The sequence below is a fragment of the Proteus vulgaris genome, from assembly GCF_016647575.1.
Lineage (GTDB): Bacteria > Pseudomonadota > Gammaproteobacteria > Enterobacterales > Enterobacteriaceae > Proteus > Proteus mirabilis_B.
In genome coordinates this window covers 492,506-510,719 of the sequence record NZ_CP032663.1, presented here as the reverse complement: position 1 = coordinate 510,719, position 18,214 = coordinate 492,506, and the positions used below count along the sequence as shown (strand labels likewise).

15 protein-coding genes are annotated in these 18,214 nt (G+C 38.8%); 11 read left to right on the top strand and 4 right to left on the bottom strand.

What is annotated here, in order from left to right; genetic code table 11:
* Positions 1-170 precede the first annotated feature (170 nt).
* The 3 genes from D7029_RS02435 (at position 171) to D7029_RS02425 (ending at position 3,519) form a co-directional block, all read left to right on the top strand.
* The gene (locus D7029_RS02435) at positions 171-845 is read left to right on the top strand and encodes a 7-cyano-7-deazaguanine/7-aminomethyl-7-deazaguanine transporter (protein WP_194951746.1); all 675 of its coding nucleotides are present in this window, start codon (positions 171-173) and stop codon (positions 843-845) included.
* 365 nt (positions 846-1,210) lie between these two features.
* Positions 1,211-2,314 (top strand): glycerol dehydrogenase, encoded by a 1,104-nt coding sequence (locus tag D7029_RS02430; RefSeq protein ID WP_194951745.1) that lies wholly within the window; start codon positions 1,211-1,213, stop codon positions 2,312-2,314.
* Positions 2,315-2,373: 59 nt separating this feature from the next.
* Entirely contained in the window at positions 2,374-3,519 is a 1,146-nt protein-coding gene (locus D7029_RS02425; protein WP_194951744.1) for a phosphoenolpyruvate-utilizing N-terminal domain-containing protein, read from the top strand.
* Positions 3,520-3,699: 180 nt separating this feature from the next.
* On the opposite strand, the gene glpC is transcribed toward D7029_RS02425, so the two are convergent.
* The 3 genes from glpC to glpA are packed head-to-tail and all read right to left on the bottom strand — an operon-like array spanning position 3,700 to position 7,845.
* Positions 3,700-4,893: an anaerobic glycerol-3-phosphate dehydrogenase subunit GlpC gene (gene glpC, locus D7029_RS02420; RefSeq protein ID WP_088493856.1), complete on the bottom strand. Its 1,194-nt coding sequence runs from the start codon at positions 4,891-4,893 to the stop codon at positions 3,700-3,702.
* Positions 4,890-6,197 carry a glycerol-3-phosphate dehydrogenase subunit GlpB gene (gene glpB / locus D7029_RS02415; RefSeq protein WP_194951743.1) on the bottom strand — a complete coding sequence of 436 codons (1,308 nt, stop codon included), beginning with the start codon at positions 6,195-6,197 and terminating at the stop codon, positions 4,890-4,892. The genes glpC and glpB overlap by 4 nt, the downstream gene beginning before the upstream one ends.
* Positions 6,187-7,845, bottom strand: coding sequence for an anaerobic glycerol-3-phosphate dehydrogenase subunit A (gene glpA / locus D7029_RS02410; RefSeq protein WP_171455253.1), 1,659 nt, complete (start codon positions 7,843-7,845; stop codon positions 6,187-6,189). The genes glpB and glpA overlap by 11 nt, the downstream gene beginning before the upstream one ends.
* A gap of 380 nt (positions 7,846-8,225) precedes the next feature.
* On the opposite strand from glpA, the gene glpT reads away from it, so the two are divergent.
* The 6 genes from glpT (at position 8,226) to D7029_RS02380 (ending at position 13,707) form a co-directional block, all read left to right on the top strand.
* The gene (glpT, locus tag D7029_RS02405; RefSeq protein ID WP_194951742.1) at positions 8,226-9,578 is read left to right on the top strand and encodes a glycerol-3-phosphate transporter; all 1,353 of its coding nucleotides are present in this window, start codon (positions 8,226-8,228) and stop codon (positions 9,576-9,578) included.
* 135 nt (positions 9,579-9,713) lie between these two features.
* Complete coding sequence (gene glpQ / locus D7029_RS02400; RefSeq protein WP_088493859.1) at positions 9,714-10,793, top strand: glycerophosphodiester phosphodiesterase; 1,080 nt, start codon at positions 9,714-9,716, stop codon at positions 10,791-10,793.
* 269 nt (positions 10,794-11,062) lie between these two features.
* Positions 11,063-11,620 (top strand): LemA family protein, encoded by a 558-nt coding sequence (locus tag D7029_RS02395; protein WP_088493860.1) that lies wholly within the window; start codon positions 11,063-11,065, stop codon positions 11,618-11,620.
* A 51-nt stretch (positions 11,621-11,671) separates the two neighbouring features.
* Positions 11,672-12,745 carry a hypothetical protein gene (locus D7029_RS02390; RefSeq protein ID WP_228766726.1) on the top strand — a complete coding sequence of 358 codons (1,074 nt, stop codon included), beginning with the start codon at positions 11,672-11,674 and terminating at the stop codon, positions 12,743-12,745.
* 9 nt (positions 12,746-12,754) lie between these two features.
* A complete protein-coding gene (locus D7029_RS02385; protein WP_088493861.1) occupies positions 12,755-13,297 on the top strand; it encodes a LemA family protein in 543 nt (180 codons plus the stop codon).
* Positions 13,294-13,707 (top strand): hypothetical protein, encoded by a 414-nt coding sequence (locus D7029_RS02380; protein WP_194951741.1) that lies wholly within the window; start codon positions 13,294-13,296, stop codon positions 13,705-13,707. Before D7029_RS02385 ends, D7029_RS02380 begins: the two co-directional genes overlap by 4 nt.
* 45 nt (positions 13,708-13,752) lie before the next feature.
* Here the strand turns inward: D7029_RS02380 and epmA are convergent, their stop codons facing one another.
* Entirely contained in the window at positions 13,753-14,730 is a 978-nt protein-coding gene (gene epmA / locus D7029_RS02375; RefSeq protein ID WP_088493863.1) for an elongation factor P--(R)-beta-lysine ligase, read from the bottom strand.
* A 943-nt stretch (positions 14,731-15,673) separates the two neighbouring features.
* Between epmA and frdA the strand changes: the two genes are divergently transcribed.
* Together frdA and D7029_RS02365 are read left to right on the top strand one after the other, a co-directional pair.
* Positions 15,674-17,470 carry a fumarate reductase (quinol) flavoprotein subunit gene (gene frdA, locus D7029_RS02370; RefSeq protein ID WP_194951740.1) on the top strand — a complete coding sequence of 599 codons (1,797 nt, stop codon included), beginning with the start codon at positions 15,674-15,676 and terminating at the stop codon, positions 17,468-17,470.
* Positions 17,463-18,200 carry a succinate dehydrogenase/fumarate reductase iron-sulfur subunit gene (locus tag D7029_RS02365; RefSeq protein WP_075672948.1) on the top strand — a complete coding sequence of 246 codons (738 nt, stop codon included), beginning with the start codon at positions 17,463-17,465 and terminating at the stop codon, positions 18,198-18,200. The genes frdA and D7029_RS02365 overlap by 8 nt, the downstream gene beginning before the upstream one ends.
* The last annotated feature ends 14 nt before the right edge of the window (positions 18,201-18,214 follow it).

Sequence of the window (18,214 nt, the reverse complement as noted above, 5' to 3'; positions counted from 1 at the left end):
TTATTATATCTCGCTTTCGTGTTCACATCACGGCACATTAAGCACAAAGGTATTCCCCCTAACCTTTGCTTTTGTTGCGCAACAGGCGTATTATGCGCATCCTCTCATTTAAGAGAGAAATCACTGTTTTATTGGGTTCCCTCACCCCAATCACTAAAAAGGTACAATTTATGTATACGTTTACTCCCCGCCAAAAAGCGGTGGCGCTATTATGGCTTTCTTTGTTCCACATCCTGATAATTACTTCTAGTAACTATCTTGTGCAATTACCTATTTCCATTTTTGGTTTCCATACCACTTGGGGTGCCTTTACCTTTCCGTTTATTTTTCTGGCAACAGATTTAACGGTTCGTATTTATGGCGCACCACTTGCCAGACGCATTATTACCGCCGTTATGCTACCTGCATTAGCAATTTCTTACCTGATCTCAACGCTTTTTTTCCAAGGCAGTTGGCAGGGTTTTGCCTCATTAGCTGATTTTAATATCATGGTGGCAAGAATTGCGACAGCGAGCTTTATGGCTTATGTGTTAGGTCAAATCATGGATGTGTCTGTCTTTAATCGTTTAAGACAACAACAAAAATGGTGGGTAGCGCCAAGTGCAGCTATGTTCTTCGGTAATTTACTCGACACACTCGCATTCTTCTTTATTGCATTTTATCGTAGTACTGACGCATTTATGGCGGAGAATTGGGTTGAAATTGCATTAGTTGACTACGTGTTTAAATTAACCATTTGTATGCTGTTCTTCTTACCTGCTTATGGTGTCTTATTGAATTTTATTTTGCGTCACTTTTTCGCAGAAGAAAGTCAAAAACAAGATTATGCTGAAATCCGCTCATAATCCGGCTCACCTCGCAAAAAAATAATGACATAAATGTCATAATTCAAACAATAAAGCTTCATAAGCCAATTTTATGAAGCTTTATTCTGATTCGAATAATTTATTATTTTACGTAAATATTTCGTATAGTAATTAATTAGCATGATTAGTTAAACAACTCACGAAATATTACTTAAATATCATTATTAGGATGTTTTTCACATGCTAATATAAAAAGTCTTAATTATTTACAATAAATTATTTTATTCATCTATTAAACTGTTAATGTATTCTTAGAACGTCTCCATATTGTTATATGTCAGTTGGGATGACGAGTCTCACCATAAGGATTTTTTACTCTCTTTTGCGAATAGTAGGAGTCTATTATGTTAAAAGTTATTCAATCCCCCGCTAAGTATATTCAAGGGCCAGACGCGCTATATCATATTGGTAAATACGCGAAGCCGTTTGGTGATAGAGCACTGATTATTGCCGACAAATTTGTGATGGAACTCGTCGGTAGTACCGTTAAAGATAGTATGTCTCAATATGAAGTTAATGGGCACTTCGAACTTTTTAATGGTGAATGCACACACAACGAAATCAATCGACTATCTGAACTTGCAAAAGCACAAGCCTCTCTTGTGATCATCGGCGTTGGTGGTGGTAAAACACTTGATACTGCCAAAGCTGTTGCTTATAAATGCCAACTTCCTGTCGTTATTTCCCCAACCATTGCTTCCACTGATGCACCAACAAGCGCACTTTCTGTGATTTATACTGAATTAGGCGCATTTGATAGTTATCTTTTCTACCCAACAAATCCTGACGTTGTCGTGATGGATACCAACATCATCGCTTCTGCACCAGCTCGTTTATTAGTGGCAGGCATGGGAGATGCTTTAGCAACCTACTTTGAAGCAAGAGCGTGTAGTCATGCGCAAAAACAGACCATGGCAGGAGGTAAATCGACACTTGCTGCCCTAGCTTTGGCTGAACTTGGCTATAACACCCTTTTAGAAGATGGCTATAAAGCAAAACTCGCAGTAAGCCGAGGTGTTTGTACAACTGCGGTAGAAAATATTATTGAAGCAAATACCTTCTTAAGTGGTATTGGTTTTGAAAGTGCAGGTCTTGCGGCAGCTCATGCCATTCATAATGGATTTACAGCATTAGAAGAGTGTCACAACATGTATCATGGTGAAAAAGTTGCCTTTGGTACATTAGTCCAATTAGTGTTAGAAAACAGTCCATTAGAAGAGTTAGAAGAGTTTCTAGATTTCTGTATTTTAGTCGGACTGCCTGTCACTTTAGAAGAGTTGGGTATCAATGCAACAGGCGATGAATTAAATGAAAAAATTATGGCTGTTGCTGAGTTAAGTTGTGCTGAAGGTGAGACAATTTATAACATGCCATTTGATATCGATTCCGATAAGGTTTATGCCGCGATTTTAACTGCCGACCAATTAGGACGGGAATGGCTTTATTAAAGCCTGAGTAAACAGGGAGTGCCTATCTCCCTGTTTGCATTTACAAGAAAGGGTGTTTTATGGTCAGTATCGTATTAGTTTCAAAGAGCCTTACGCTCGCCAATGGTATCAAAGAGCTCGTTAATCAGACTGTAGATCGCCAAGTAAAAATTGCCATTGCGACCAACTATCAAACACCTTCTGATCTTGCTAATGAAGTGTCACCAGAAACCATACTTTCAGCAATTAAAAAGTGTTATAGCAAGCAAGGTGTACTCGTTTTACTCGATACTTATCATTCAGCACAAAATGCAGCACTCGCCATCGCTAATCTTGAGCATAACATTGCCACAAATGTCGCGTTAAGTTCGGCTCCGATTGTTGAAGGCACCTTGGCTGCCGCCAATAGCATTGCACTAGGCGCTTCACTTGAAGAAGCAGAAAAAGCAGCACATAAAACCATTACAATTAAAAAACTGCAATTAGGCGAAAATCTTCCTAATTTTAATATTCACCCTAAAAATACAAATTACGAACCCGTCCGAATTATCACCGCACCTGTTTGGCTATACCCTTATCATCGTTTCGTGATCCCTCGTAAAAAAATATCCTCTCATTTATTGCTTGAAGAGCAAAAACGCCTCATTAAAGCGATTGAGCGATCCAAAAAGGACATAGACTGGTTAACTGAAGAAGCCTATCGCAAGATTGGAGAGCAATATGCCCATATTTTTTCGAGTCATCGCTTCTTATTAGAAAATACCGAATTACAACTGACCGTATGTAGCATGATAAGTAAACATCACTGCAATGCAGAATTTGCCTTACAGCAGACATTTATTGATTTAATAGATACTTACGCGCAAATGGATGATGATAATATGCGTGCTCGTGAAAGTGATTTAGATGATATTTTATCTCGATTACTACGCTATTTAACCTCTGCCCCTCCTCCAATTACACATCCTCCTTATGCAAATGCAGTTCTAGTAACAAAACAGCTTCACCCTTCAACATTAATGGCTCTGGATACCAACAAGATCAAAGGGATTTTATTAAGTCATGGGAACCCACTATCTAATACCACTGTATTAGCTAATGCATTAGATATTCCAATTATTAACGAGGCGGGAAGACAAGCTCTTTCTCTGACTGACGGGCAAAATATCACACTTAAAAAAGTCCAAAATATTTGGCTTTATCAAAACACCTATATCTCTCATTAAAAATGAGAGTATTTAAATAACCTGTGATCCACAGTGTCAGGTTATTTAATTTCTTTATTATTTTATATTTCATCTCTTTTTTACTAAAAATAAAAAAAGGGAATAAAAGATCCTCTTTTATTCCCTAGCTGCTTGTTATCTTAGTAATCAATTACTTTTTTATTATCTAATAGGCAATACTTATAATGCTCTTGCCAGTAAACTAATGGGGTGTTCACATTTTTTCGTCGTTGACATCTCAATTTGCCATTTACAGGTTTCACAGTCTGTAATCACCAAATCACAGCCACTCTCTTCAATTTGACGGAATAAGCCTGCGCCAATGCCTTGAGCAACATCGTAGTTTTCAGATTTAAAACCGTAAGTTCCGGCAATACCACAGCATTGAGAATCTAAAACAATGACCTCAACACCAGGGATACGTTTAATTAAATCAATGGAATAGGCTGTCCATCCCATTTTTTCCATATGACAAGGTGTGTGATACGCCACTTTTAACGGAGTATGTTTCAGTGGTAACTCACGACCTTCTTCTAATAAACGATAAATATAGCGTGTCGCTAATTCAATATTTTCACGTACTTTTGATGTATCAACATCGAGGATATGTTCATACTCATCACGAATAGTGAAAGTACAAGTAGATGATGTTGCAACGACAGGAATATTGTTTTCAACAATTTTTTCTGTCAGCGATTCTAAGTTTACTGCGGCTTGTTTTTTGGCTTGTTTAACAAAACCATTCGCAATTAATGCAACACCACAGCATTTTTCGCGTTTTAATAACTGAACACCAATCTCCATTTTGTTGAATACTTTAACTAAATCTTTCCCTAATTGAGGGTGGTTATAGTTAGCGTAACAACCGTGGAAGAAGGCAACTTGATCTTTAAAACGCGCTTGCTCTTCAACTTGTTTTTTCATCCATGTTCTAAATGTACCAAAAGAGTATTTTGGTAATTCGCGACGATGGTCGATTTTAAGTGCTTTATCCAAGATCTTACGTACAGGTTTTAATCCTGTAATAGTATTTACTATCGGCGCCATCGGCGTTGATAATGTTCCCATTAAATCCGTATGACTTAAAATAGCATCACGAAGTTTTGGTGTTTTCGTATTGTAGTTCAGTTTCGCACGCGAAATGATGTCACCGATCTTCACATCTGACGGACAAGCAACTTCACAACGCTTACAGTTAGTGCAATATTTCAATGCTTCATCATAAAGCATCGGATCTTTTAGACGTAAACGCTCACCATCAGGGCCCGCTTGTTTAGGGCCAGGGTAAAGTGGATTTACTTTTGCAACTGGGCAGTAAGTAGTACAAACAGTACACTTAATGCACGCTTCAAAACTGTTATCATGTAAACTCATTGTGCTGCCTCCACAACCGCAGATGTGGTCTGTTCTGATTTATTGTGCTGTAAAATTTGTTGCGCTGCATAAAGTGCACTGATCATTGAAACACCTGCACCACAACCTTCATTAAGCGGATCAAATCCACCTAATACAGCACCTACAGCGTAAACATTCTCTAAGACTTCACCGTATTTCATCGGTCTTAATTGACTATCTGTATCAACACCAAATCGCATATAAGGCTGTTTTGCAAAGACATTCACTTGTGTCCACTCATTACGAGGTAATGTCTCTAGCAAATCAAGCTCCATTAAAGGTTCATAGACACGATCAAACTCTGCAATTAAACCATTATTGAAGAAACTCCCTGTTGCCAATACAACATGTTCACTACGAATAGGAATATCAGTATGGTTTCGAGTATGAATACCTGTAACTTTATTACCAATTAAATCAACTTGTTCTGCACGATCGCCCGGCATAATTAAACCGCCAGCTTTTTGGAAACGCAGTTTTAATGCTTGATGTAAGCGAATACCTAATAGTGATGGTGGCAATGTCGGTAATAAACAGATAGGTTTACCTACAAGTTGTTGAAGTAGCGTCACAGGCTCTTCTGCATCCAGCCCGATACATGCAGGTAAAATAATCGCTTCAACACTATCATCAATATGTTTTTTCAGCTCTTCTGCTAACGCTTTGGTGTTTTCAGGCTTATCTAAATAGCGCGCAATATTGACTGCTCTAAATTCACTTGGATTATCACGCAATCTATCTAATAACGGTAAGTGAATATGATAAGGAATAGACTCAACACCTTGCTCATTCAGCGTATTGCTTGCAAATTGTGGCTGAAAATCTAAGAAGCCTTCAATTCCAACAACCGCCAGCTTTTTCCACGGCAGTGCTTGATTAACGCCATGAGTTGGCACACGTTTTGGACTCATCCAGCTCATACGTGAACGCCCAACAGGTGTAATACGATAATGGTTTTCATCACCATTACCTTGATATTCAAGGCCCTTTGTACTTGCCAGTAATGCTTGAGCCTGTTCAATTAAAGTCGAAACTTGCGTTTCACCCATACGGCTATAAGGATGTTTAGGGGCAAGTTCAGCCAATGTTGCTAAGGCTTTCTTAGGCTGAGTCACTAATGAACCATCAGGAAGATGAGTTAATAGATCCAGAGAACCTGATGAGAAATGTAGTGCGCTTTGACCATTACTGATAATTGCGCAAGACTTACCGGCTTCAGCAAGACGAATACCTGCGGTTAAACCGGCAAGTCCGCTACCTATAATGATGACGTCAAATTTCATTATCTGCCTCCGCTGAAGCTGTTTTTTCAATCATATCAGCATCTAAACCACATAAACCTTGGTAAACCCAACTGGTGAATTCACTTTCACGTAATGCATTACCCCAAGCGATTGGTCGAATACCTTTCCAACGCTCATTTAAGAAATGGGCAAGCTGTTGTTCTGACTCGTGAGGAGTAGTGACTTGTAAACGGTTCAATAAACCCGCTGCACGACAAGCACAAAGTTCACCTTGGCATGTTCCCATACCCACGCGAGTACGGCGACGTAAATCAAGTAAGTTATTGACTGTTAAAGAGTTAACAGCATAGCGAACTTCCCCCGCAGTAACAGCTTCACATTCACAAACTAAACTCTTATCGCTACGCTCATTGCTCAATAATTTATTGGCTAAATCACCATGACGATAAACCGCAGAACCACGAATTGGCGCAGGTAATGAAACAACGCTACGTAATGCTTGTTCTGCTGACTGACGAGAGCCCGGTAAGGCTTCTTCTGCTGTTGTACATTTTGCAGAGACATTTAATTTTTCGCAGATTTTATCTGTTGCCCATTCAGCCATTAAACGGTAAGTCATTAATTTACCGCCAGTAATGGTAATAAAGCCTTCTAATCCATCACGTTGCGCATGGTCGAGTAAAACAATACCACGGCTAACATTACGACCAGATGGATCGTCATCACTTGCAACTAAAGGACGCACACCAGCATAAGCACGTAAAATTCGAGTTTGAGCCAGTTTTGGCGCTAACATTGAACCTTCGCGGATAAGAATATCGACTTCTTCAGGAGTCACATACATATTGTCGATTTCATCGTAAGGTACACGTGTTGATGTTGTACCAATCAATGAAATTGTATCGCCAGGCACTAAAATATCGGCATCCGCAGGTTTACGGCAACGGTTGATCACCATATTGTTAATACGATGACCCAAAATCAACAATGCGCCTTTGGCTGGGAACATTCGCACTTTTAACTCGCCATACTCAGCGATTTTTTGTCCCCAAATTCCCCCTGCATTCGCCACTATTTGTGCACGAATTTCATACAGTTTTTTCGCTTGATGATCGTAAACTTTCACGCCTTTAACACGGTCACCTTCACGAATAAGTCCAACGACTTCATGATAAGTCAGTACTTGAGCGCCATGTTCGCGGGCATCTAACATATTTGCGGCAGTTAAACGGAAAGGATCGACAGTACCATCTGGCACTTTAACTGCACCGATCAAATTAGGGTTAACAGAAGGCTCTAAGCGAATAGCTTCTTCGGGTGAAATCGCTTGAGCATCAATACCTGCCGCTTGGCAAGATTGAATAAAGGTCTGTTGAAACTCTAAAGAATCTTCAGGTAGGGTAATAAAAAGGCCATCCGTTTTTTCAACACAATGACGAGCGACCCTTTTTAAAATCATGTTCTCTTCAATACACTCACGCGCTGACTCAGGATCTGTTACTGCATAACGCGCACCACTGTGTAACAATCCATGATTTCGACCGGTTGCACCGGTTGCAATATCATGTCTTTCTAGCAGGACGCAACGTAACCCACGGCGTGCACAGTCTCTTGCCATGCCAGCACCGGTTGCTCCCCCGCCAATAATAATGACATCAGTTTCTGTCACTGGTGAACCGCTCATCATAGAGATGCCCTCTCACATTACATTCAGCAAACGCTTATTTATTCTTTAGCGTTAATTATAGTGTATAAGATACACAAAAAATGTGGTTAATGTTTGATAATGAGCAAAAACGAAAGAGAAACGCTCACGAGTGAAAAATTAAAACCACATCTGTGATACTAATCACAAATTATTTAACAAAAAGTATTTGATAAAGTTAACATATCACTCAAAATTGCACATCTTGAAAAATTATTCGACAACTGAGTAATACCTCACAGTAAATTTGATTGTATAAGTTTACTATTAAGTTCGTTAAAGAAAATTTTTTGATAACTTCACTGTTCGTTTTGTCATTATTTAATATCAACATATTAAAATAAAAGCCATCGGAGGCTAATATGTTAAGTCTGTTTAGACCTGCGCCACATAAAGCGCGTTTGCCAAAAGAGCAGATAGATCCTGTCTATCGTCGTCTGCGTTGGCAGATCTTTATGGGGATTTTCTTCGGTTATGCTGCTTATTATTTAGTAAGAAAAAACTTTGCGTTAGCAATGCCTTACCTTGTAGAAGAAGGGTTTTCTAAAGGTGACCTAGGTTTTGCTTTATCAGGGATCTCGATTGCTTACGGTTTCTCTAAGTTTATCATGGGCTCGTTCTCTGACCGCGCTAACCCTCGTTACTTCTTACCAGCAGGTCTTATTTTAGCGTCTTTAGTGATGCTATTTATGGGCTTTGTACCATGGGCAACTTCGAGCATTATGGTAATGTTCGTTCTGTTGTTCCTTTGTGGTTGGTTCCAAGGTATGGGTTGGCCTCCTTGTGGACGTACCATGGTGCACTGGTGGTCACAGAAAGAACGTGGCGGTATCGTTTCTATCTGGAACTGTGCGCATAACGTCGGTGGTGGTTTACCTCCATTACTATTCTTATTAGGTATGGCGTGGTTTAACGACTGGAAAGCAGCGTTATATATGCCAGCATTTGCAGCAATTTTAGTTGCAATGATTGCATTCGCATTAATGCGCGATACCCCTCAATCTTGTGGTCTTCCACCGATTGAAGAGTACAAAAACGACTACCCACCTGATTATAAAGAAACAGACGAGCAAGAACTGACTGCAAAAGAAATCTTTATGAAGTATGTGTTCCCTAACAAACTTCTGTGGATGATTGCAATCGCGAACGTGTTCGTTTACTTACTGCGCTACGGCGTACTGGACTGGTCACCAACTTATCTACGTGAAGTAAAAGACTTCGCAATGGATAAATCATCATGGGCTTACTTCTTATACGAATACGCAGGTATTCCGGGCACACTGCTGTGTGGTTGGATGTCGGATAAAGTGTTCAGAGGTAACCGTGGTGCAACAGGTGTGTTCTTCATGACCTTAGTAACTATCGCAACTATCGTATTCTGGATGAACCCAGCGGGTAACCCGAATGTTGATATGGCGTGTATGTTAATCATCGGTTTCTTAATCTACGGTCCTGTTATGTTGATTGGTCTGCATGCTCTTGAGCTTGCACCGAAAAAAGCAGCAGGTACAGCAGCAGGCTTTACCGGTTTATTCGGTTACTTAGGTGGTTCTGTTGCGGCGAGTGCTATCGTAGGTTACACAGTTGACTTCTTCGGCTGGGATGGCGGCTTTATGGTCATGATCGGCGGTAGTGCACTGTCTGTTGTGTTATTACTTATCGTGATGGTTACTGAAACCAAACACAAACGTGAAATGCTTCAGAAGTACGAATAATCGCTAACTGATTATTTATGAAATTAATTAAATCTCATCTCTAAAAACCAAGCCACATCAACTGTTTTGATGTGGCTTTTTTATTGCCAACTGTACATAACTTTGTTGTACGTAGAATTAAAATGGAGCAGCTTTATGAGTACATCTTTTAGAATAAAACCGTTAGTTGCAGGCGTTCTTTTAACTCTATCTTTAAGTGCAATCGCACAAGCGGCAAGTGATAAGGTCGTTATCGCTCACCGTGGTGCAAGTGGTTATTTGCCTGAACATACGCTTCCTGCCAAAGCATTAGCTTATGCCCAAGGTGCAGATTATCTAGAACAAGACTTGGTGATGACCAAAGACAACGAATTAGTTGTTTTACATGACCATTATCTTGATCGTGTAACAGATGTGGCTGATCGTTATCCTGATAGAGCAAGAAAAGATGGCCGTTACTACGCTATCGACTTCACCCTTGAAGAAATTAAAGGACTGAAATTTACTGAAGGTTTTGACATTGTTGATGGTAAAAAAGTCCAAAGTTATCCAAACCGCTTCCCTATGGGTAAATCGGATTTCCGTGTACATACTTTCCAAGAAGAAATTGAATTTATCCAAGGTCTAAACAAATCAACAGGCCAAGATATTGGTATTTATCCTGAAATCAAAGCACCTTGGTTCCATGAACAAGAAGGCAAAGACATTACCACCAAAGTACTGGAAGTGCTTAAACAGTACGGTTATACAAAAAAAACTGACAATGTTTATCTACAATCATTCGATGCTAACGACCTAAAACGCATCAAAACAGAATTGATGCCCAAAATGGGCATGGATCTAAAACTCGTTCAGTTAATTGCTTATACCGACTGGAATGAGACCTATGAGAAACAGCCTGATGGTACATGGACAAACTACAGCTATGAGTGGATGTTTAAGCCAGGTGCAATGAAAGAAATTGCAACTTATGCTGATGCTATCGGTCCTGATTACCATATGTTAGTTGAAAAAGATTCAACGCCAGAAAAAATCACCTTAACCGGTATGTCAGCTGATGCTCATGCTAATAAACTGACCATTCATCCGTTTACTGTTCGTATTGATAAACTTCCTAAATACGCAAAAGATGGTGATCAGCTTTACGATATCATTTATAACCAAGCAGGTGCTGAAGGTGTCTTTACAGACTTCCCTGATTTAGGGGTTAAGTTCTTACAAAAACAAGCTAAATAATTCATTGTGTAGCTAGGTAACAAATGAATGAAACACTAGTCACATACATGAGTGTGTGACTAGTGCGAGTAAACGCCGTCAACAACACAGCAACTTGAAGTATGACAAGTATCTTGCTCTTTCTTGTAAAAGAATAGGATCTTTGCGCCCTTTCTGATTGTATATTTCTTCATCTTTCTCTAACTTACCCTAATAATTCAATTAAAAACCATAATTACTTTTTAATTTAGCTATCATTATTTATTAAATATTTAGAGGAAGGGATCATTATGACAATAATGGCTATTATTTTACTTATTCTTATCGTTCTTTTTATTGGTTGGGGAATTTCAATTTACAACCGTCTTATTGCGACACGTAATCAAGTAAGTAATCAGTTTGCGAATATTGACGTTATTTTAAAACAGAGAGCTGACCAAATTCCTCAATTAATGGCGGTAGCTGAAAAAGCAATGGAGCACGAAAAAAGTGTATTTATTGCATTAAGTGACGCAAGACAACGCTATTTTAAAGCACAAAATATTAATGAAAAAATTAGCGCTACAAATGAGATGAATACGGCACTACGAGGCATGATTGCCCTTGCTGAAAATTATCCGACGTTAATTTCAGGTGAACAACTCGCATTACTTCAAACAGCTGTTAGTGACGTAGAAAATAAAATTGCTCAACGTCGTGAAGGTTTTAATGATGCAACAACTCACTACAACACTGCGATAGAGATGTTTCCTGATAGCTTAATTGCCGGTCTTTTCCGCTTTGAACGTATGCAATTACTCGAAATACCAAAAGAAGAAATGAAATTTGAAGGCATCAAATTTAAATAATAATAATTTAAATAACAAGAAGTTAAATAACCGCATTAAGGATAAATTGCAGTGTTAATTTATTTTTTTATCGGCTGTGCTGTGGGCGCATTAATCTATTTTTTACGCAGTAAACGCGCTCAAGAAAAGAAGAACAATTTGGGTATTGTTCCCTTTTTAGGGATTGCTTTTGCTGCTGGAAATTATCTGTTTTTTTCGCGAGGAAATGACCTTTATCCTAGCGGTGAAGACTCTGTTGTTAATCTTATCTCCTGCATTGCATTCGCTGTCATTTTGATATTTTCCTATGGTATTTCAAATCATATTGGAAATATTGGTGAAAAGGCGATAAAAAATTATCATCAATTACAAATGGAAGGTGAGTCTAAGTTTTCGGCACTTGTTAACACCGTATTTATTAGCCTTTTGCTACTCTTTTTAAGCTTTGGCTTTTTTATTGACCATAGATTGTTCTTTTTAAGTTTCGTTTTAATGTTCGTTTATCAAATTGCCAAAAAAACACCTGAAAAGCGTTTTTTACGTTTTCAAAAAATTCTAGCGACATCTAAAATTCGTTCTTTAGCCATTGGGCTTGTTGAAATTGAAGGCAAGATAACTGCGGGTAAAAAACTAACAAGTCGCCTAGGCAAAAAAGAGTGCTATGGCTACTGCTATTATGAATATGACATATCCACAAATAAAGAAGGTAAGAAAAGCTATCGCCAAACACTCTGTGACAAAAAGATCAACAATTTCACGATGACAGATGATACCGGTTCGGTTCAAATTCTTGCAGCTGACAAACCTTTAATTCATCTTGGTATCGATCCTCACCAAGATCTGGAATATAACAATAAACGTTTTAAGGAGTACATCTTAGAAGCTGATACCACTTATTTATTAATTGGGAATGCAGAACCTATCAATGATGAAGTTGTTATCACACACAGTGCTCCTCACTATCTATTAGGTTTATCACCACAAGATTATGTTGTTAGCTGGAACAAAGCACGCCCCTTTCGTCGTAACTCGGCCATCATCGTTATTATTGCTCTTTTTGTTATCTTATCCATTCTCGTGATACCAATGGATTACCAAAACGGCATACTAACACTTTATTTTAATAGCACCTCTTCATCTTGGTAATTGATTAATATGGAATGGCTTATTTTCATCATTTTTATTCTCGCTTTGGTTTATTTTTTAATACGCCAATTAGTGATGATTTATAACAACATGGTGATGCTAAAGAACAATTGCTATAAAGCCTTTGCAAATATTGATGTTTTATTAAAAAAACAAGCCGACTTGATCCCCATGTTGATAGTGATTACACAAAAAGCGATGGATCATGAGAAAGTCTTGTTTGAAAAATTAGCTGAAAATAGAGAACACTATTTGCGCGCAGATGTATTAGACCAAAAAGTTGATTTAGCTAACCAGTTGTTACCTCAAATAAAAAAATCACTTATCATTGCTGAAAAATACCCAGAACTTATCAGCGGAAAAAACTTACACGTATTACAAGCACAAGCTAAAGAATTAGAAGAGTGTATTGCAGATAGACGAGAGTTTTTTAATCAATCCGTCACACTCTATAATACCGAAATACATATTTTTCCTAATGTATTGTTTAAATTGATTTTTAATTTTAAAGACATCCCTCTTTTCTATCCAAGTAGGGAGGCAACTTTATGATAGAAATTCCTTTTTCATTTTTTGGTATCACCGATTGGATATTAGGTCTCGGTGATCCCATCATGATTATTATGCTTGCCACATTTGGTACGTTATTTTCAATGGCGATTATTTTACCATTAATAAGTATCACTCCTTTAAAAAAATATATGCCACAAATTGCAGGCGGGTTATTTAGCTCGGTATTTGTCAGCTTAATGGTCTTGATTAGTTTTAATTTAATACTCGGTGTTAATTCTGCATTAAAACTACTCTTAATCTGGTGGGTTATTTTATTTTCATGTATTACATATTGGTTTATTAATTATCGCTATATGAAAGACGTAACAGGGAATAAATTTGCGAAGTTTCAAGAAAAAGCGCTTGAAGCAGAAGCAAAGCGAAGACAAAACCGAAAATCAAAAAAATAAAAGAGAGCCTAGGCTCTCTTTTTTAATTCTCATCGATAGATGGACTTATGCCCTGTAAACAGGAAACGCAATTATATCGCTAATATGCTCTAAACCAAGCGCCAACATAATGAGACGATCAACCCCTAAAGCCACACCAGAACACTCTGGCAATCCTGCTTCAAGCGCCGCTAAAAAGCGCTCATCAATAGGTTGCTCTGGTAATCCCATTGCCACTCGCTGACGATTATCACGTTCAAAACGATGGCGTTGTTCTTGTGCATCCGTCAGCTCACGAAATCCATTCGCTAACTCAACACCTTTAAAATAAACTTCAAAACGCTCTGCTACACGATGATCTTCAGAGCTAATTTCAGCTAATGAAGCTTGTGACGCAGGGAAATGATAGATAAAGGTTGGCTTTTCTAAACCGATATGAGGTTCAACCCCAGAAACAAATAGCAACTGAAGTAACGTATCTTTATCTTCTTCAGTATCTGCAATATTTGATAAATCCAGTTTTGCAGCCACTTCACGTAATTTTTCTTTATCAACAGATAAAGGGTCGATATCGAGATAACGCAGGAATGCTTGTTGATAAGAGAGTGACTCTGATGCATCACAATCTAAGACTTCTTGCAGTAGATCATCGACTTCATTCATCAACCGGTACATATCAAAACAAGGGCGATACCACTCTAGCATCGTAAATTCCGGATTATGATATCTACCGGCTTCCTCATTACGGAAGCAACGCCCCATTTGATAAATTGGCCCACTGTTTGCGGCTAATAAACGCTTCATGTGGTATTCAGGGCTTGTCATCAAATAAAGTTTTAGCCCTTGAGAAGCGCCAGGCCCCACAAATTGGGTTTCAAATGGGTAAAGATGAACATCGGTAACGGTAGCCTGACTCATCATAGGTGTTTCAACTTCTAACACACCACGATCAGCGAAAAAACGCCTAATATTACTGACTATTTTCGCCTTTTTTAGCAAGTTGGCGATTGAGGCGCTTGGCTGCCAATCCGCGATTTCACTCATGAACGAAAAACTCCAACAGAAAACAAAGCATGCAGTTTACTCGCATCCTCTTCAACAGACAAATTTCTGCTAATAAAGAGGGATTTCATTTTATATTTTTTCACTCATCTTTTCTTTTTTTAAGTAAAAACACATAAGACAAATAAATGTAATTCTACAAAACATCTACTTTTTGGCACTTTTTATCGTTTAAATAAACACCAATTTAGCGTAAGAAACTCAGTGATTTTTCGCTATTTTTATAATAAGAGTTAATTAGAATAATTCTTTTTCTCAATTACAAATAACAATAAACTAACACTATGCTTATATTTAAATAGCTAAATTCATCTAAACTTCAAAGTTAACTTTCTATTTAAATCTACGTATTTTGATTAGTATTAAAAACCTTTAGAAATATTATTAATATTTTATTAACAATTAACAAGACAAACCGATTTGTTTTAGATAAATAGTAAAAAATTTATTTTAAAATTTGGAATGTGTTTTTATTAATTTAAATTAGACTTAAGAAAGATAAAAACATTTACCCTTTAAAATCAATATTTAATAAAAAATCATTGTCATTTTCAATTAAAGTTATCTATACTTTCAAAACAGGTTATTCATTACTATTTATAATTTTCAATTTAGAAAAATATATTCTATTTGATCTTCAAGTTTCTCTGGCAGCTTATTATCAAAACCCAGAATTCTTGGTGTGGATCACACTTTTTTTGCGAAATACGGGAAAACCATCATTCATATCAAATTTCGGTGCCCTACATTTCGTTATACTAAAATTACAGTCAATGATAATAAAGATGTTATCAAGCGCAGTCACAAGGCAGTGAAACAATTTCGTTACGGATAGCTTAAAAAAATAGCATTACAAATTAATAATGTCAGTGAATTGAATTCTAGACAATTATTCCAATTTTCACTTGAACAATGGAGAAGCGCAGTGCAAACCTTTAATGCCGATATAGCGATAATCGGAGCCGGGGGCGCAGGCTTACGAGCAGCAATAGCTGCAGCGGAAGCGAATCCTCAACTGAAAATTGCTCTGATCTCAAAAGTTTACCCAATGCGTAGCCACACCGTGGCAGCAGAAGGCGGATCAGCAGCAGTGACTCAGGCTCACGACTCCTATGATTTCCACTTCAATGATACCGTTTCAGGCGGTGACTGGTTGTGTGAACAGGATGTCGTAGATTACTTCGTTGAGCATTGTCCAACAGAGATGACTCAACTAGAACTCTGGGGCTGTCCTTGGAGCCGTAAAGAAGACGGGTCAGTCAACGTCCGACGTTTTGGTGGGATGAAGATCGAACGGACCTGGTTCGCAGCCGATAAAACCGGCTTCCACATGCTACATACCCTGTTCCAAACATCCTTAAAATATCCACAAATTCAACGTTTCGACGAACACTTTGTTCTCGATATTCTTGTTGATGAAGGTCATGCTCGTGGTCTTGTTGCGATTAATATGATGGAAGGTACGAAAGTTCAAATTCGTGCTAATGCTGTCATTATGGCAACAGGTGGTGCAGGACGCGTTTATCGTTTCAATACCAATGGCGGTATTGTTACGGGTGATGGTATGGGTATCGCTTTACGTCATGGCGTTCCACTGCGTGATATGGAATTTGTTCAATATCACCCAACTGGCCTACCAGGTTCAGGTATCCTGATGACCGAAGGTTGTCGTGGTGAAGGTGGTATTCTGGTTAATAAAGATGGCTATCGTTATCTGCAAGATTACGGCCTAGGACCAGAAACCCCATTAGGTAAACCAGAAAATAAATACATGGAATTAGGTCCTCGCGATAAAGTTTCTCAAGCTTTCTGGCATGAGTGGCGTGCAGGCCGTACCATCAAAACTCACCGTGGTGACGTTGTTCATCTTGACTTACGTCATCTGGGTGCGAAAAAACTTCATGAACGTCTGCCATTTATTTGTGAACTGGCAAAAGCGTATGTGGGTGTTGACCCAGTTAATGAACCAATCCCTGTTCGTCCTACTGCTCACTACACGATGGGTGGTATCGAAACTAACCAACAAACTGAGACTCGTATTAAAGGTCTGTTTGCGGTGGGTGAATGTTCATCTGTTGGCTTACACGGCGCTAACCGTTTAGGTTCTAACTCACTGGCAGAGCTAGTTGTATTCGGTCGTCTTGCAGGTGAAGAAGCGGTTCGTTGTGTTCAAGAAGCAGCACCAGCTAACGCATCAGCATTAGATGCTCGTACTCGTGATATCGAAGATGGCCTGAAAAATCTGATGAACCAAAAAGGTTCTGAAAGCTGGTCACAAATTCGCGATGAAATGGGTGAATCAATGGAAGAAGGTTGCGGTATCTATCGTACACCTGAATTAATGCAAAAAACCGTTGATAAACTGGCTGAATTAAAAGAACGTTTCAAACGCGTTGAAATTAAAGACACCAGTAGCGTCTTTAATACAGATTTACTGTACAAAATTGAGCTTGGCTTTGGTTTAGATGTCGCTGAATGTATGGCTCATTCCGCAATCAATCGTAAAGAGTCTCGTGGTGCACACCAACGTCTTGACGAAGGTTGTACTGAGCGTGATGACGTGAACTTCCTGAAACATACTCTGGCGTTCTATAACCCAGAAGGTGCCCCTCGTTTAGAATATAGCGATGTGAAGATCACGAAATCTGCTCCTGCTAAACGTGTCTATGGTGGTGAAGCGACTGCACAAGACAAGCAGAATAAGGAGAAAGCGAATGGCTGATGACATGAAGCACATTAAAATGGAAGTCATGCGCTATAACCCAGAAACGGACGAAGCGCCTCATTTCGTCACTTATGATGTTCCTTATGATGAGCAAACCTCATTACTGGACGCATTGGGTTATATTAAAGACAATTTAGCGCCTGATCTTTCTTACCGTTGGTCTTGCCGTATGGCGATTTGTGGCTCTTGCGGCATGATGGTCAACAAAGTGCCTAAATTAGCTTGTAAAACGTTTATTCGTGAATATCCAGACGGTGTAAGAGTTGAAGCACTGGGTAACTTCCCAGTTGAGCGTGACCTTGTTGTCGATATGACTCACTTTATTGAAAGCTTAGAAGCGATTAAACCTTATATCATCGGTAATGATCGTAAGCCTTCAGAAGGGACGAATAAACAGACTCCTGCTCAAATGGCGAAATACCACCAATTCTCTGGTTGTATCAACTGTGGTCTTTGCTATGCAGCATGTCCGCAATTTGGTCTAAACCCAGAGTTTATTGGCCCAGCAGCGATTACATTAGCTCAACGTTACAACACAGATAGTCGCGACCATGGGGCAAAAGAGCGTATGCCTCAGTTAAATGGTGAGAACGGTGTCTGGTCTTGTACCTTTGTTGGCTACTGTTCTGAAGTCTGTCCAAAACATGTGGACCCTGCTGCCGCTATTCAGCAAGGTAAAGCAGCCAGTGCGCAAGACTTTGTCATTGCGATGCTGAAACCACGTTAAGGAGGAAACAAGAC

Bases quoted from the DNA above. Each gene is read 5' to 3' on its own strand.
- D7029_RS02395 (WP_088493860.1), top strand. From the start codon at position 11,063: ATGACAATAATGGCTATTATTTTACTTATTCTTATCGTTCTTTTTATT.
- D7029_RS02435 (WP_194951746.1), top strand. From the start codon at position 171: ATGTATACGTTTACTCCCCGCCAAAAAGCGGTGGCGCTATTATGGCTT.
- epmA (WP_088493863.1), bottom strand. From the start codon at position 14,730: ATGAGTGAAATCGCGGATTGGCAGCCAAGCGCCTCAATCGCCAACTTG.
- glpA (WP_171455253.1), bottom strand. From the start codon at position 7,845: ATGATGAGCGGTTCACCAGTGACAGAAACTGATGTCATTATTATTGGC.
- D7029_RS02385 (WP_088493861.1), top strand. From the start codon at position 12,755: ATGGAATGGCTTATTTTCATCATTTTTATTCTCGCTTTGGTTTATTTT.
- glpQ (WP_088493859.1), top strand. From the start codon at position 9,714: ATGAGTACATCTTTTAGAATAAAACCGTTAGTTGCAGGCGTTCTTTTA.
- D7029_RS02365 (WP_075672948.1), top strand. From the start codon at position 17,463: ATGGCTGATGACATGAAGCACATTAAAATGGAAGTCATGCGCTATAAC.
- glpC (WP_088493856.1), bottom strand. From the start codon at position 4,893: ATGAGTTTACATGATAACAGTTTTGAAGCGTGCATTAAGTGTACTGTT.
- glpB (WP_194951743.1), bottom strand. From the start codon at position 6,197: ATGAAATTTGACGTCATCATTATAGGTAGCGGACTTGCCGGTTTAACC.
- D7029_RS02380 (WP_194951741.1), top strand. From the start codon at position 13,294: ATGATAGAAATTCCTTTTTCATTTTTTGGTATCACCGATTGGATATTA.
- D7029_RS02425 (WP_194951744.1), top strand. From the start codon at position 2,374: ATGGTCAGTATCGTATTAGTTTCAAAGAGCCTTACGCTCGCCAATGGT.
- D7029_RS02430 (WP_194951745.1), top strand. From the start codon at position 1,211: ATGTTAAAAGTTATTCAATCCCCCGCTAAGTATATTCAAGGGCCAGAC.
- glpT (WP_194951742.1), top strand. From the start codon at position 8,226: ATGTTAAGTCTGTTTAGACCTGCGCCACATAAAGCGCGTTTGCCAAAA.